Annotated in this window: 10 protein-coding genes; 5 read left to right on the top strand and 5 right to left on the bottom strand. The window is 56.4% G+C overall.

What is annotated here, in order from left to right; genetic code table 11:
- Positions 1-11 precede the first annotated feature (11 nt).
- Positions 12-1280 carry a tagaturonate epimerase family protein gene (locus Pla52nx_RS19055; RefSeq protein ID WP_197454554.1) on the top strand — a complete coding sequence of 423 codons (1269 nt, stop codon included), beginning with the start codon at positions 12-14 and terminating at the stop codon, positions 1278-1280.
- Positions 1281-1405: 125 nt separating this feature from the next.
- Here Pla52nx_RS19055 and Pla52nx_RS19050 read toward each other — a convergent pair whose 3' ends face one another.
- Entirely contained in the window at positions 1406-3217 is a 1812-nt protein-coding gene (locus Pla52nx_RS19050) for a patatin-like phospholipase family protein (RefSeq protein ID WP_197454555.1), read from the bottom strand.
- A gap of 117 nt (positions 3218-3334) precedes the next feature.
- Here Pla52nx_RS19050 and Pla52nx_RS19045 point away from each other — a divergent pair, with 117 nt between their 5' ends.
- From Pla52nx_RS19045 to Pla52nx_RS19030, 4 genes are all read left to right on the top strand, one after another.
- Positions 3335-3949, top strand: coding sequence for a rhomboid family intramembrane serine protease (locus Pla52nx_RS19045; protein ID WP_146519908.1), 615 nt, complete (start codon positions 3335-3337; stop codon positions 3947-3949).
- Between the two features lie 198 nt (positions 3950-4147).
- Complete coding sequence (locus Pla52nx_RS19040) at positions 4148-6097, top strand: sulfatase family protein (protein WP_146519909.1); 1950 nt, start codon at positions 4148-4150, stop codon at positions 6095-6097.
- Positions 6098-6163: 66 nt separating this feature from the next.
- Complete coding sequence (locus Pla52nx_RS19035) at positions 6164-7294, top strand: hypothetical protein (RefSeq protein WP_146519910.1); 1131 nt, start codon at positions 6164-6166, stop codon at positions 7292-7294.
- Between the two features lie 25 nt (positions 7295-7319).
- Complete coding sequence (locus Pla52nx_RS19030; protein WP_146519911.1) at positions 7320-7532, top strand: hypothetical protein; 213 nt, start codon at positions 7320-7322, stop codon at positions 7530-7532.
- Positions 7533-7570: 38 nt separating this feature from the next.
- Here Pla52nx_RS19030 and Pla52nx_RS19025 read toward each other — a convergent pair whose 3' ends face one another.
- The 4 genes from Pla52nx_RS19025 to Pla52nx_RS19010 form a co-directional block, all read right to left on the bottom strand.
- The gene (locus tag Pla52nx_RS19025) at positions 7571-10585 is read right to left on the bottom strand and encodes a PVC-type heme-binding CxxCH protein (protein ID WP_146519912.1); all 3015 of its coding nucleotides are present in this window, start codon (positions 10583-10585) and stop codon (positions 7571-7573) included.
- 229 nt (positions 10586-10814) lie between these two features.
- Positions 10815-12113, bottom strand: coding sequence for a tetratricopeptide repeat protein (locus tag Pla52nx_RS19020; protein ID WP_146519913.1), 1299 nt, complete (start codon positions 12111-12113; stop codon positions 10815-10817).
- A 255-nt stretch (positions 12114-12368) separates the two neighbouring features.
- Positions 12369-13964: a hypothetical protein gene (locus tag Pla52nx_RS19015; RefSeq protein WP_146519914.1), complete on the bottom strand. Its 1596-nt coding sequence runs from the start codon at positions 13962-13964 to the stop codon at positions 12369-12371.
- Positions 13965-14117: 153 nt separating this feature from the next.
- On the bottom strand, positions 14118-15866 hold the full coding sequence (locus tag Pla52nx_RS19010; RefSeq protein ID WP_146519915.1) for a sulfatase-like hydrolase/transferase: 1749 nt from the start codon (positions 15864-15866) through the stop codon (positions 14118-14120).
- Between the last annotated feature and the right edge of the window lie 84 nt (positions 15867-15950).

The raw sequence follows: 15950 nt of genomic DNA, 5'->3' as shown, positions 1-15950 counted from the left end.
GCGACCAACAGATGACACAGAAATGCAGTACGCTCGGGATGACTCCGAGTTTCGGATTTGGAGACCGAACCGGACTGGCGACTCCCGGGCACGTTGCCGCCATGAAGCGCTGCGGCGCGGGCATGGCAGCGATTTTTCCGCAGCAGTCGATTCGTGAAATGACGCGGACACAGCGGACACCCGCAGGCGTGATGTCCGATGCCATGAACGCGGCGGCAGATGCGGGATGGACCGATGTGATCGGTGCCGATGCGGATCACCTGAAGGTCAATCAGGACGTCGACATCACCGCCGCTGCCGGATTCACGTTCTTTACCATCGATCCGTCGGACGACGTGGATCAACAAGCGGACGACTACGACGAAGCTACCCTGAAGGCCAAGTTTTCGGAGGGACGCGACGACGCGCCGTGGTACGACCAGTATCTTGGTTCCACGATCAAGCTTTCGACCGGATCCGTGATCGAATTGGACGAAGCCGCCTGTATGCGTGCTGCCGTGAAGTACGGCAAGGCGATTTCCCGTGCGTTGCGTTTGGGAGACTACATTCGCACCGTCAACGAGAAGGCGGGCAACGACTATGAAATCGAACTGTCTGTCGACGAAACCGACCAACCGACCACCTTGGCAGAACACTTCATCATCGCCGACCAGTGCCTCAAGGGCGGCATGAAGCTCGTCAGTCTGGCACCTCGCTTCATCGGTGACTTTGAAAAAGGAGTGGATTTCAAAGGCGACCTCGCCGCGTTGGAAACTTCGTTGGCTGACCACGCCGCGATCGCAGAAACGCTCGGGCCGTACAAGTTGAGCTTGCACTCGGGCAGTGACAAGGTTTCCATGTACGCGTCGCTGGCTCGTGCGACCAAGGGTAAGTTCCACGTCAAAACGGCGGGGACCAGTTACCTGGAAGCCTTGCGAGTGGTGGCGCGACACGATCCCAAGAGCTTTCGAGAGATCGTCGATTTTTCTCGTGGTCGATACGAAATCGACAAGGCGACGTATCACGTTTCAGCAACATTGGCCGATGCACCCGAGACGTCAGAGGCTGATGATGAGACGCTGGAAAGCGAATACCTGGAGATGTGGAAAGACGTTCCTGTGGGCAAAGGGTTCACCAAACCGGGGCGTCAAATCCTGCACTGCACGTTCGGCAGCGTTTTGACCGATGCAAAGTTTGGCAAGATCGTGCACGATTGTTTGAAATCCCATCCGGAGACGTACATCGAAGTGCTCGATGATCACTTCGGCCGCCACCTGGACGCGTTACGCAGCGGCATGTGAGCAGCGGCATGTGCCTGCTTGCGTGACCCGCAGCCGAAGGCTTCGGCGGCGATACCATGGGTTCGAACCAACATCATCCGTTCTGCTCACCTACGCCTTCGGCTACGGGTCAAACGACGTACAGTTCACGCATTCGTGTTTTGGCCAAGCAGATCGGTTCGCAAATTGTCGATCAAGCGTTTGACGTCGGCTTTCATCCGCTCGCCGACCTCGCGACCGGCGTCGATCAAGGGGTCAACGGCGTGGAAGTCCTCGATCTTGAAGGCTTGTGTCTCAGGCGTGATGATCAAATCACTTTCTTCACTGTGCAAGGCACTGGAATGTCTGCGACTGATGTCCATGGTACGCAGCAGCGTCGAAATGTAACTCGGGCGACGCGGGTTGCCGTTTTTGTCTCTGGCGTAGTCGGTCGACAACGTCGAACCGACGTCGACGGAGATCACATAATCGCAACCTTCAGCTCGCAGGACGGATGCGGGGACGTTCATCAAAACACCCCCGTCCACCAGCATCTGACCTTCGGCCAAGATCGGGCGTCCGAAAACAGGGTGATTGATGCTTTGCAAAACGGCGTTGACGACGTCACCGCTACGTCGAATCATTTGATTTCCACTGATCAAATCCAGAGTAGTGATTGATAGCGGCAAATCGACTTGCGCGAAATCAAGGGTCTTCATGTAGCGACGCAGTTTTGTTTCAAAACGACTGCCGCGAAAACTGTGCACCAACCAAGCTCTTCGTAGAGCCCCCGACTTGGCAAAGAATTTTGGTGGGATCATTTCATCGCGAAAGAACTGGCCGACTTCATCGGCCGCGTATCCCGAACTGATGGCTGCCGCGACGATGGATCCGGCACTGGTTCCGGCGATGGAATCAAACACGATGTTCTCACGCTGCAGAACTTCCAGCACCCCCACGTGCGCGATTCCGCGTGCCCCACCGCCACCGAGCGCCAGTCCGACACGGACGCCGTTGAGTGATCGACGTAGACGTACGATGGATTCGGCTGCGATGTGAGCTTGGTGCATTTGCCCGCCTGGCACATCCGTGATCTTGCAACGCACCATATGCACGGAGTCGTCGTCCATCTTGGGCCGGGAATTGATGTCGGCTGGATACAACATTGCCGCGATGGGCCGGCGGTGAGCGGGAATGCCTCGAATGATTTCGCCGCCAAAACTGGCAAGCCCTTTTTGGGCATCCATCGCAACGATCACACGATCACACTGCTTGGTGGCCGCCGCTGACGCAACGGGACCGTGTGCGATCGCGACGGCAAAGCAATCGCCACGACTGCGACCGGCAATCGTGATTGCCAAATCCGACTCGTTGACTTCCAACATGTCAGGATCCATCTCCCGTGCCGAAACCGGCGGTGGAGTGTCCGTGACCAGAATCGGCTGGATCACTTGGTCATTCTTTCTAAGCGTGCCAAGCATCGATTGTGCCAACGACCATCCGGCCGGATGGTCGACGATGATCGCGAGCGAATGGACCTTGCGTTTGGACTTGTCCGGCGACCGCGACGCGGCGTTCATTTGGGTCAGTCGGCGGGTGAGCGAGCGGCTAACGTTCTCCAACAGTTGTGGGTACTGTTTCAGCAACCGGCGATATTGGGGGCCGCTCAGAACCAGCGTTTCGACGTAGGAAACCGCCGTCACGGTTGCGGTGCGGCGACCACCGCCCAATGCGGCGGCTTCACCGAAATGGTCACCGGGGCCCAGAATGCTCAGCGTCCGTTCGGAAACCGCGGGTCCTTCACCGCTCCATACGCGGACTTTGCCGGCCGTGATCAAGAACAGTTCGTCGCCCACCTCGCCCACCGCCACGATCGTGTCACCCGCCTCAAAGCTGCGTGGCGCGAACGAGGAAAGCACCTCCTCCAGCCCTTCGCCGGCCAGTCCCATCAACAGTGACCGGGTTACAGATTCATCCATCCTCATGCCTGCACCTTAGCAACGGGTATTTGATCAATGCCGACAAAGCGTACATAACAAATGACGCACAACAAAGTGTACAATGCGAGCTGAGATTTCTAAGCCGGACGTTCACGCATGCATTGCGGTTCCGTGTGGTTCTTGTTTCCAGCGGATCTCCATCGCGTCATGCAAAAACAGTTCTATTGGATCGGTGTGTTTCTGCTAGTGATGTGGCTTGTCTATTTCGTGGACTTGCTCATCCCCTACGATCTGAGCTCATGGGGTTTGCGTCCGCGAACGCTGTCGGGACTGCCGGGCATTGTGTTGATGCCGCTGTTGCATGGAGGAATCAGCCATCTCTTTGGAAACACCATTTCACTGGCAATCTTGCTCGGACTACTTGCCGGTTCGAGAGCAAAGCCGTGGCTGAGCGTTTGCCTGATCGTCTTGCTGGGCGGCATTCTGCTGTGGGTGATCGGCCGAAACTACGTTCATGTCGGAGCCAGCGGGCTGGCGTTTGGCCTGATCGGATTGCTCATCGTGTCCGGATTCTTGGAGCGGCGTCTGGTTGCCATCGGTGTCGCGTTGCTGGTCGGCCTGATGTTCGGAGGCACTGTGCTTTGGGGGCTGATTCCGGGTGCCGGTGGGGCTGTGTCCTGGGAAGGGCATTTTTGCGGATTGGCCGCTGGCGTCGCGGTGGCCTATCTGACGCTCGCCAAACCGAGCTGGTTTTCCAACCGCAATTTTTGACGGTTCCGGCGTTATCAGCGGAAAAACGCGGGTGCCAGCATTCGGTTCGGGCTTCCGTGGGAATGTCGCCGTCGTAAGGAGGGAATTCTGTCGCAGTCAAGCTATATTGATGGCCCCGTCGCTTCGTCTCGGCCGCCCTCCATTCAACACCACACGGACAAAATGCCTTCCTCTACTCCCAGCAGTCACCGGCATCCAATGCCCCGCGTTGTCCGGCTTTGCTTCCATGCCTTGTCCGCGATCGCGCTGTTCTTGGCCGCAATCGGGCTGACGGCAACCTTACAGGCTCAAGAGCCCAAGCCGAGCGGCGGTGTTCCTGAACGCCTTAATGTTTTGATCGTCACGGTGGACGACATGAGTGCCGACTCGCTGGGAGTGTTTGGATGTCCGTTGCCGGAGACCTCTCCATCGATTGATGCCTTTGCCAAGACGGCGTTGCGATTCAATCATGCACATGTGCACGTCGGCAATTGCATGCCGGGTCGAAATCTGATGTGGTCAGGATTGTTCAGCAACGTCAATGGCGTGGAAGGATTTCAGCAGAACAGAAATCCCGACTACCCCGTGCTGTGCGACTTGGCCAAGTCCGCCGGCTACTTCACCGCGATCCGCGGCAAAGTCAGTCACTCAACTCCATACACTCCCTACGCGTGGGACGCTGATGTGACCCAAAATCCTGACGGAGGGCAGTACCACATCAAGGATCCAGCAAGCTACGGCGCCAGCACTCGCAATGCGATCGCCATGGCGGAGGAAGCGGGCAAACCGTTTTGCTTGATGGTCAATATCTCGGATCCGCACAAACCGTTTTACAACACAACCAAACGTGGCGAGCAAGCCAGCGATCCGTACGTGCCCACACGTGTTTTTTCGGCAGACGAAGTGCCGGTGCCGGGATTTCTGCCCAGCGACGACGTGATCAAAGACGAGCTAGCCAGCTATTACAGCAGTGTGCGACGCGCCGATGATGCTTTCCGCAGCGTCATGCAGGCGTTGGAACAATCGGGCAAGTTCGACCGGACGTTCATCATGTTTCTTTCCGACCACGGCATGCCACTGCCATTCGCAAAAACGCAGCTTTACCACCACAGCACGCGGACGCCGTTGATGGTGCGGTGGCCCGGAGTCACGAAAGCGGGAACCGCAGACGACGTTCACATGGTATCCGCGATTGATTTCCTGCCGACCTTGTTGGACGTGATGCAGACCAGCCACCCCACACCACAGAGGTTGCATGGTCGATCATTTGCTCCCTTGCTGAAGGGCGAAACGCAGGACGGACGCGATCATGTGGTGCTGCAGTACAACGAGAACTCCGGTCGAAATCGACACCCCATGCGCGGTATCCAAACAAAGAAATACCTTTACTTGTACAACCCCTGGAGTGACGGCGAGCGGAAGTTTGCGACGGCAACGACGGGAACCGCAACGTATCGCCAAATGGTCAAGCGGGCGGCAAAGGAACCTGAGATCGCGGCGCGATTGGAGCTGTTTGATCACCGCGTCCTGCAAGAACTGTACGATGTCGCCAGCGATCCGGATTGCTTACAGAACTTGATCGACGCACCGTCCCATCAGTCTGAGCTGATCCTGCTGAGAAAGACATTGCTTGCTGAGCTGAAACGCATCGACGATCCGGTTGCCCCTGTGCTCTCTGACATCGATAACGATTCGCTCCGAAACGAATTCATGGCGGCGGAGGACGCCAAGAAGCAAACGGCGGTGAAAAGATCAAAGACGCCTGGTAAAAAAAGCGTCCCAGCGTCTTCCAACGCTCGCGCAGGAACCAAAAAACTGCGTGACGCGATTGCAATTACTGCGGTAACGGACGGAGAACCATTTGCCCCCGGTGATGTGTTGGAAATTCGGTTCGCCATCAACTTGCCCGAAGCGCTTGGCGAGCAGAAAATGCATGTGACGCTGAAACAGTGTGAACCAAACGCCAAAACGGGCGGTATACGACTGGAACGTCAGGTCGTCGCTGTATCTGGCAAAGCGGAAAAGCTTGTTCGATTTACCGTTTCCAAAGACAGCTTGAAAAAGGATCCAATTCTCTCGGGGTTGTCCGTTGCTGCATTCATCGGCGAAGACTTCACGTCGAACCTGCAACACATCGTCAGCCCCACTTGGGCCCTGCAACGCGACTGAGCGTGTCTCATCTGCGTCTGCCGCCGAGTCTTACGATCAAATACTGCCGCCCTCGAATCCCTCCTCATGCCTCGACTAAACGTCTTTTCCCGCCAGCAGCCTGATGAACCGTTTGACTCGGACGTTCCCAGCAGCTGGTCATTGCCGCTCGGCGAGTACGGCGGGATTCACTTTTACGTTTCGTATGCGGTGTTTGTCGCGGCAGCGGTTTTGACCGGGCTGGTGGTGATGATTCAGAATCGGCCCGGAAACGCCGACTTGCCTTTGACGGCTCTGATCGCAGTCGGAATCTGGACCATCGGTTGGATCGTACAAGTCGGTGTGCACTTGGTCTTCCACTTTGGGCTGGGAATTCACAGCCGCAATATCACCGTCGGTATCTTGGGGGTTGAATCACCCAATCGGATCTGGGACGCCACCCAATGGAAAGCATCAACCACCGTTGCGGTTGCTTCGACCACGCTGGCCGCGGTGTTCGGGTGTGGACTGATCTTCTTTGCCATCCACGCGATCACTCATTCGGCGTGGACATCAGGGCAACTGATGCAATTGCTTCGCTCTCCCGGTTTTGGGCTGGGAGCGTCCGAGTCGCTGTGGCTTGCAGGGACATGGCTTTGTTGGGTGCAGGTGTTGTGCCAGTTGTTCCCGTTGTCCCGCAATCAGGGACGTGCGTTGCTAATGTCGGTTTCCTATTTGGCGGCCCGGGAGACGGATGAAGTTTTTCAAACGAAACTTGCTCGCCGCTTGTTGCAACTCGTTGCGATTTCCACCCTGTTACTCGCCATGGCCACGATGGCGGCGGATCAGAACGTGGCCGTTCCCCGCTGGCCGCTGTTGGTGTTCTTGTCCGTGTTGCTGTGGGTCTCCTGCCGAAGTTCAGATTTGCGTGACTCCATCGTTTCGTTTCACATGGCCGACAGCGATTATTTGCCCAAGCTGACCGGGGGCGACGAAGAAGCAACGGACGGACCAAGCTGGGTATCACAGCTTTCCGAGTCCATCCGAATGCGAAAGAAACGCCGGTTGGCCAGAGAAGCTCTACGACGAGAACGAGAAGAAGCCGATGACGAGTCACGCCTCGACGAAGTCCTGCAGCGTTTGGGCGAGAAAGGACGGGATTCGCTGAGCGATAGCGATCGAGCATTGCTAAAGCGAGTTAGCGAAAATCTGCGGCGTCAAAAGGAATCGGGTAATTAGCCTTCTCCGACGGAGCACCCCGTTCATGACGATACCTATCATCTTTGCGGTCGTTACCGTTGGGATTTTCATTTTGGAGTTGTGGACGGGAATTGCACTGGCGGGGTGGTCTGCGCACTACGCCTATGTCAGTCGCGAAACGCATCCGCGACGCTATTGGTTCGCGATGGTGGTTCAATTGGCTGCCGTTTCCGCCATGGCAGCCATGGCGTGGGCGTTTCGAAACGGCATCCATTAACGCTTCATCGTCGCACGAGGGCGTTTCGCCATCGAAACCTATTCTGGCAAGTCGACCTGTGTGGGATGACTCAAGTAGCCGAACAGATCTCGGACTTCGGTCTCACTGAGCGTGTCAATCAAGCCTTCAGGCATCGATGATTTATCGGTCAGCTTTCGTGACTCGATCTGGTCCTTGCTCAACACCAATGCTTCGGTCGCCGTTTGGATAGAGACCGACTTGTCATTTTCATCGGTTACTAAACCACTGATCACGCGTCCGTCCGTCATCAAGATCAACGACATGCGATAGTTCTTGTCGACCACACTGCTGGGGTCAACGATGTTGCTGACCAAATAGTCCAGGTTGTTGCGATTCGAACCGGTCAAATCCGGTCCGACCTTACCACCGACGCCGTAGAGTCGATGGCATGTTTGGCAAGTCTTGGCAAAGACCGCACGGCCCGCTGAGCGATCGGAGTGCGCCAGCGAATCTGGCCCAAGTTGCGCCGTCAGAGCTGCCATGCGAGCTTTCTTTTCATCTGAGCTTTCACGCACATCGCCCCAGACGTCGCGTACCAATTGAGCGACCGTGTCGTCACCCAAGGACAGAATCTGCCGGGCTTGAAACGCTGATAGGTCGCTTCGTGAGATCTTGCCATCTTCGATCGCGTGGAGCAGTTCGGTGGCAAAGGACGGACGTGAGGACAGAATGGAGACCACTTGGGGACGAAACGGCGCCCGAAAACTGCCGTACCGATTAACGATCGCCTTGCCAATGGACGGGTCGTTGAACTTGGAAAGTCCGCGCGCGGCCATCACGTTCAAACGGTTGTTGCCCAGCAACGACTCACAGATCTCGCGAAGCTGGGGCGGGTCGATTTGAATCAGTTTCTCCAACGCCGCAAGCCGACTTTCGTCTGATGCGTCGGTCTTTCCCATTGCGACTTCGATCAAGTCTTGCATGGCTCGCCCGTCACCGAACAAGACGTTCAGTTCTCGTGTCAGATCGACATGCTGTTGACCAGACTTGTTGACAAAGTCGTCCCAATGCTCGGGCTTTGGCGCCCGCTGCCAGCCGATCAATCCTTCGCTGATCCCCTGCAATACGCTGCCACGGGCCTGCTCACCCCTATCAGAACATGCCACCAAGATGGAGTCCAAGATCGCAGGCTGTTTCTCGATTTCCTCCGCCGCAACCCGTGAAATCAACCGCAATGTGGTCGGCAACTCGCATTTTGCAGCCACCGCTGCGATCTGTTGGTGCTGGGTATCCGCTACGGGGATCAGCCCGTACCAAATCATCAACGGCAAGTTGTGATCGTCGGCATCCGAAGCATGAGCCACCAGAGGCAAAGCCAATTCGGCCCGCCGTTCGACGGGCAGACGTTGCAATGTGGAGGCAAGCGTCAGTCGGACCAACGCAGACTTGTCGTGAGCGGCCAGGTCCACTAATGATTGCAGCAGCGTGGGATCGACCGAGACCGACTGATTCGATTTCCAGTGAGGGCCCATGCAATCATCGATAGGCATTGCATCAGTCGCCAAGCGAATGGCCCAAGCTCGCACGTGCTCGTTCGAATGGGACAGCATCGCCGTGAGTTGCCCAGGCTCCAGTTGATCAATGCTATGCAAGGTCGTCAGGCATCGGATCGCAACCGGAGCGTCTAGGGTTTTTGCAAGGGTATCACGCAGAGCAGTGACGACTTGCGGGTTTTCCGGATGGGACATCAGTGCCAATTGGGCTTGTCGCTGATGCCACACGTTCCGGGATTTCGTCAAGCCGGCAATGATTGCGTCGCTGGACCAGGCGGGAATGACGGTATCCTGCTCAGCCCCCGAAGGCTTGATTTTGAAAACACGTCCGCTGGTTCGGTGAACACCGGTGTGCTCGTGACACTCCCCCGCATCGCTCCAGTCGATCACAAAGACGTTTCCATCGGGTCCGCTGCTGAGATCCATTCCGCGGAACCAAGTATCGGTGGCAATCATAAAATCTTCGTCGTGACGTGCAACATAGCCGCTGCCCTCACGCTGCAATCGTTCCTGGTTTGCGCGACGACCGTGGAAATTCAAGGTGAAAAGCTGACCACGATACTTCTCAGGCCACGCGTCTCCTTGATAGACCATGCATCCGCTGTGAGCATGGCCGCCACCGAACTGATTTGCAGCACCGTCGCGTGAGTCCGTCCAACTGCCGGTGGTATCAAAATGCCAGTGGTCGGCGTGAAAATCGATCAGTTCATACGTTCGCCGATTGGGGTCCAGCAAGAATGGACGGGTCAAGTGAGAGCCGGGGATCATGTGCCAAAGGTGCCCGTTGACGGTGTTGACGAAAAACATCTCACCCAACGAATTCCAGTCGTGTCCCCAAGGGTTCGTGGTTCCACTGGTCAGCACTTCGACAGTCTTTCGACGCGGATGGTAACGCCAAATTCCACCTTCCATCGCCAATCGATTTGCGTCGTCAGTACCTGGGACGCCGATTCGCCCAGGACACGAACCGCCGCAGCGGCCGTATAACCAGCCATCGGGCCCGAATCGAATCCCGTTGGCAAAGTTGTGATAATTGGCAGCGGCAACCGTGAATCCGTCCAACACCGTTTCGGCGGGACCATCCGGAACGTCGTCCTGATTCGCGTCTGGAATGAATAGCAGCTTGGGCGGGCACATCAACCAAACGCCACCCATCCCGACTTCGATCCCCGTCAGCATCTGTACGTTGTCCGTAAACACGGTCCGCTTTGTCATTTGATCGCCAGTCGCGCCATCGAGAATCACAACACGGTCATGCAAATCCAACTGAAAACGTTGAGTCCGTTCCGCGTACGTGTAGTTCTCCGCGATCCACAATCGTCCTTTGCCGTCCCACGTCATGGCGATGGGGTTTTGGACATTGGGTTCCGCCGCAAATGCAGTTGCCGTGAATCCCTCCGGCAGTTTCATCCCGGCGGCAGCGTCTGCTGGTGTCATCAAGGACTCATCAGAGACGGGTTCGGTGTTGAACAGCGGAGGGAACTCTGCTTGGCAGGCACACGCAAAACCAAGGGTCATGATTGCGAGAAAACAACGCATGGAAACGGTTTCCGGAATAGAAAACAGGAGGGGAGCTTGGGGGGACGAAGAGCTTGATTGTAATCAGTGTGGTGCGCAAGATCAGCAAAGCACTGTAGGGAACAAAAATGCGAGTAGCAGATGAGGCTGCACCCTCCGTAGTGGACGAGGTGACGAGTCCCTGTAGGGTAAAAACGTGTCGAGGACTCGTGACCTCGTCCACTACAGACACGTGTCAGCACGTCTTGATCTAGAGTTGCCGAAGCATCTCTTGGGCGCCCTTGTGCTCGGGCTCCATTTCGATCGCCTTGTTCAGATCCTCCTTGGCCGCTTGTGTGTCACCGCTCACAGAGTGAACGGAAGCTCTCAGGACCAGCAAGGCCGCGTCGCCGCCGACCATCTCATTCAACTTGTCGATTGCCGCGATCGACTTGTCCAGTTCCCCCTGCAAGGCGTAGTAGTCGATGGAGAACAAGGCTGCCGCGGGGTCATTGGGAAACAGTCGCATGAAATCCTTGAGCGCTGAATCGTATTCCGAGTCATCTTCGGCCTGTGTCGCGATGGTGATTCGCAAGATCATGAACGACTTGTCTTGCTGAACACTGGGAGGCAAAGTGCGAAACGAACGCAATGCCGCATCAGGGTTGGTTTGACCGAGCATGCGGATACGTTCCAAGTCGCTGAGGTGCTTGACCAGCAAGCTCTCGTTGCCATTGAGTTTCTCCAGGATCGATTTGTTCTGTTCAGCAACCAAAGGCAACGACATCCGGTACAAGGTTTCCGTCAGCCATTCACCGGTGGCAAAGTTGTAGATGTCAGCCACTTTGACCTTGTCATCGGTGTCGCGAAAATAGGCGATTTCAAAGTATCCGACTCCTGCTCCGGTCGGTTCGATTCGCAACAGCGCCACCGGACCGCGTTCCTTGTCACGGACTCTGAGCAGCTTGACATTACCACTTGTGGCTTGATGTACCGGCCCGGCCCAGCCACGAGTCTGGATTCCTTGCAAGAGACCTTTTCCAAACTGCGACTTGAATCCAGCATTCAAATCCAGATTAGCGATCGATTCGGCAATCATGCGTTCCCAGTCAATGTGAGACTCGACGATTGCGATTGCCCCCGACTGCAATCCGGACTCGATCTCCGCAGAAACCTTCTCCACTTCAGCCTTTGTGACAGGCTTGTCGGATTCCTCCAACGCAACAGCTTGTCCGCCACCGTTGAAGGATTGCAAAGCAAAAACACCACCGCACGCGAGCAACAGCAGCGCCGCCATGCTCGCCACCACGATCGCTAAGATCTTGACTGGGCTTGCATTCTTGGGAGCCGTTGGGCGATGGGGTGCCGCTGCCGTCCCGAATGGATTGCTGCCGGTACTGGGCGGTGCCGAGGCAGGCGAAAAAGGTACGACGGGTTGTGAAACGGGAGCCGTAGGTTGCCCGCTTAATGACAACTCGGCAGAACAACTGGGACAGCGCACGCGAACTCCCTGCGGTGGGACTTCGACCTGCAGTTGCTGGCCACACGAACAACGAACGATTTGCGGCATGATCTTTCTCCGAATGATTTTCTCGGCGATTGGACGGTGCCGCCGTGAAGTGCTGAGTTTATCAGTTGGCTATCGTATTGTGTTAGGCATGCTGTGGTGCCGCATGAGGGTTTTGCAGCGATTAAATTTCCTTGGGGAGGTGACCGTGGACAAGAATCGGCTCATTCAAGCCCTGACGGAACCGTTGCGAAGCATTTTATTTCGCAGAAACGCGGAACAAACCCGCACGAAACGCAGGCGAGTGAGTCGCTACGTTCACTCGCTGGCCAGTTGTTGACGGCACAATTCGTCAAGCTTGCTCTGCAGATCCGCAGAGCGTGAGACCAAGAACGAATTGCGGTCGGCGACCGCCTCCAAAGCTTCTTTGAAGGCACGCGTCGCATCAACAATCTCGTCTCGCGATGCATCTCGATACTCGCGAAATGCGTTGTTGAGCTGATCGATATCATCTCGAGGGCAATCGTGGTCCTGTAACGACGACACCATGTCGGCAAGCAAGAAACTGATCGCCATGGTCGCCATTGGACCGAATTGCATAGCGTCCCAGTTCACGTGCGCGTGTTCCCAGGGGGACGCCAACTCGCCAAGCTCCTCGCGTTCCTTCTCCTGCGCTGCAAGCCGTTCGTCCATCTTCTCGGCAAACGCTTTGTAGTCTTGCTGCTGCGACTCCCATTCCGCTTTGGTTTCACAGAGCGAAAATGCAAACTCGTCGTCGAGCTCCAAGTGATGGCCGTCGATTCCGACGAACATGGGGCCAAACGCGTCCGATTCCGCCATCATGCAGATGGGACAATCGCAATCCAATACATGTCCACCGCCAGCACCTCGCTTCGCTTGCCTCGGAATCCGCACTCGTTCGCAATCAATGATCTCAGATGGCAGATCGCCACCCTCAAACGGCGAGGAAAGCCACATCTGCTTGAGCTTGCCAAGTTCGCTTGCCAGTTGCCGTTTCTGGTCCTCACCCGGCACTGAATCGCGATGGTCCACCGCCCACGTCCAGCCATAGGCGATCATCTCGCGACACAAATCAAAGTACATGCAGATTTCTTCCGTCCCCATCGGACCGAACTTGTAGGTCTGCAAGTCGCGTGAGATCGGCATCGGAGGTCCTCCACGCGTCACGCCAAATCGTTGCCCATCGATCAGCAAACCGATCCAGTTTCTGCCGGGTAGAATTCGATCACGCGGCATTCGGCCGCCCAGGTCATCGCGTGGCGTCATCAACCAGTCACGATGAACCGCAACGGTGAACGAGTATCGCATCTCCACATCGGTGTCGCACTGTTCCAGATGCCAAGCTTCGCTTCGGACCAATTCCAGGATCTTGGTCGCAAAAAACTCCTCCAGTGCTTCGCCCCACAACACGTCGCGACAGGGGTCCGCAACGACCGGCATCGGCACACGCGGTTCCAGAATGTCATCGATGAGACTGTCATTGTTCATCTGCCACCACGGCGGCATGTGCAGCGAGATCTGACACTCATAGCCCCGCTGCGTTTCTTCGCCCGCGGCGCACCAGCTATCGCGTGGGATCTCCGGGTAGCCGCCGCCGGCAAACACTCTTTTTCGCGGCAGGTCGACAACGATCCATGGCCCCGATTCCTTGAGGGCGGATACCGCATCGCTGAGCGTCACCTCATCAAACCCGATTGCATCCGCCGAAGGTTCGCTCAGGGACGTCTGATAGCGAGGCCAGATGAGTTGGACCTCTGCCCAATCCACTGGATCCTCTGACAAACAAACCACCAGCGTCGTCGCATCCCAGTCCGGGACATGATGAGCCAAACGGACGATGTCATGGTCGACCACCAACAGCGTGACCGGTTCATTTTCCTCGATATCACTCATCACAACAGCCCGATTTGCAAAGTAGATTCAAACGCCGGGAGTATCGAAGCACCCGCCAGCTTTCCCCTTCAATCTACCAAAAGATTTCCACGAGCCGAAGCCATTGACTCAACGACAACTGGGCGGCAAATACGACGGCGATAAATCGCTCACCTACGGCTTGGGGATGATTGCTTGAGCGGTTCGGTCGTCGACGATGAAAAAGCCGAGGTTCGATTTCGCTTCGGGATCGCGGATCATCCAGACCGCGCCGGGACGTACCTGTTGCTTGACCTGTTTGCCCGCCGCGATCTCTCCGTAGGACTTCGGGTTGCCTTGACGATCGATCCAGCATAACTCGACTGCGGTGTCCCGCTGGTTGATGAAGTAAACCGGAAAGGGGTTGCCGTCTGGTCGTGATGCAGGGGCTTGGCCGTCCTGCATCTCGTGCCATGACAGCTTTGTCAGAGAATCAACCGACGGCTCGACACGCTCGGTAAACTGCGTCGGCGAAACGCTGCGAAAACGCTCCAACACCGCAGCGTGCTCAGGCTTGTTTGCCAAGTTCGTCCATTCATAGGGATCCGCTTGAATGTCATAAAGCTCTTCGCCACCTTCGGCATAATGGATGTATCGATGCGTCCGGCCGCTGACGCTGTAGCTGCCGGGTTTCGACAAGTAGGTCACAGAATGATGCGGCCAAGACTCGGCTTCGGAATCGCTCAACAACGGCAGCAAGCTGACTGCGTCATTGGAGGATTTCGCGGGTAATCCGCAGAGTTCCAAGAGTGTCGGATACAGACTCAGCAGATTGACCGGCTCATCACAAACGCTGCCTGCTGGTGTGCCTTTTGCCAAGACAGGTGACACGGACGGTGGAACACGGATCATCAGAGGCACTCGCGTCACCGCGCGCCAAGGCGTGTACTTTTGCCAGTGCTCTTTCTCGCCAAGCTGCCAGCCGTGATCGGACCAAAGCACCACGATCGTGTCGTCTCGATTCGGACCTGACTCCAGAGAGTCCAGGACATGACCCAGCATCGCGTCGGCAAAGTGAATCGATGCGAGGTACGCTTGAACGCCTTGTTTCCACTGGCCGTGTTTTTGAATGTGTTCAAAGTACCGATTACGCGCCGCGTTTCTCCCTGCATCCGGCACATCGTCCAAGTCATCGGCTTTGTATCCCGGTGGCAATTCAATGGAATCAAGAGGGAATGGCTCAAAATATTTCTTGGGGACAAACCAAGGCTCATGGGGTCGATAGATACCGCATGCGAGAAAGAACGGCTTGTCGTGATCGCTCGCCAGCTCTTCGCCCACCCACTGCGTGACCGCCCAGTCGCCTCCGAATGCTGCATCGGTGATGTCTAGCGGCGCCCAATCGGTCTCGACGTATTGCCAAGGTCCTCCCCGTGGCAAACTGACGGGACGCTGTTCGGGATAGAACGTTCGCGGCAACGGGTTCTCTGACTTGGCCTCGGGGAAGTAGTGGTCCCAAGAACGAGCGTCGATGAAATAATGCAACATCTTGCCCGAACCGGATGCGAGATAGCCGTTCTGTCGAAAATACTGTGGCAGCAGAACCGCGTCTGGCATCAGCTCACGCATCTGTTGTCGATTGTCGTACAAGCCAGATCGATTGGGTGCGCGCCCGGTGAAGATCGCGGAGCGACTGGGGTTGCATGCCGGCGCGGCGCAGTGAGCATTTCGGAACAGCGTCCCCATCGCGGCCAAGCGGTCCAAGTTCGGCGTCACGGTTTGAGGATGACCGCCCAAACATCCGATCCAGTCGTTCAAGTCATCCAATGCAATGAACAGAACGTTGGGGCGTGACTCGTCGGAATCCGCGGCACTCGCATTCTTTGCTTCGCACCAAAGTAGCAAACACGTTGTCAAAACCAGGATAGGCGCTGGGTATTTCATGTCTTGTCCAAACCGGGAAGGATCGATCGTCGATGGATGCCGAGGCGATTGGGCTCGCTTGACCGACAGTATACGGTAACATTT

Source organism: Stieleria varia (genome assembly GCF_038443385.1).
Lineage (GTDB): Bacteria > Planctomycetota > Planctomycetia > Pirellulales > Pirellulaceae > Stieleria > Stieleria varia.
This window is presented reverse-complemented; position numbering and strand designations above follow the sequence as displayed.

Bases quoted from the DNA above. Each gene is read 5' to 3' on its own strand.
- Pla52nx_RS19055 (WP_197454554.1), top strand. From the start codon at position 12: ATGACACAGAAATGCAGTACGCTCGGGATGACTCCGAGTTTCGGATTT.
- Pla52nx_RS19050 (WP_197454555.1), bottom strand. From the start codon at position 3,217: ATGGATGAATCTGTAACCCGGTCACTGTTGATGGGACTGGCCGGCGAA.
- Pla52nx_RS19045 (WP_146519908.1), top strand. From the start codon at position 3,335: ATGCATTGCGGTTCCGTGTGGTTCTTGTTTCCAGCGGATCTCCATCGC.
- Pla52nx_RS19040 (WP_146519909.1), top strand. From the start codon at position 4,148: ATGCCCCGCGTTGTCCGGCTTTGCTTCCATGCCTTGTCCGCGATCGCG.
- Pla52nx_RS19035 (WP_146519910.1), top strand. From the start codon at position 6,164: ATGCCTCGACTAAACGTCTTTTCCCGCCAGCAGCCTGATGAACCGTTT.
- Pla52nx_RS19030 (WP_146519911.1), top strand. From the start codon at position 7,320: ATGACGATACCTATCATCTTTGCGGTCGTTACCGTTGGGATTTTCATT.
- Pla52nx_RS19025 (WP_146519912.1), bottom strand. From the start codon at position 10,585: ATGCGTTGTTTTCTCGCAATCATGACCCTTGGTTTTGCGTGTGCCTGC.
- Pla52nx_RS19020 (WP_146519913.1), bottom strand. From the start codon at position 12,113: ATGCCGCAAATCGTTCGTTGTTCGTGTGGCCAGCAACTGCAGGTCGAA.
- Pla52nx_RS19015 (WP_146519914.1), bottom strand. From the start codon at position 13,964: ATGAGTGATATCGAGGAAAATGAACCGGTCACGCTGTTGGTGGTCGAC.
- Pla52nx_RS19010 (WP_146519915.1), bottom strand. From the start codon at position 15,866: ATGAAATACCCAGCGCCTATCCTGGTTTTGACAACGTGTTTGCTACTT.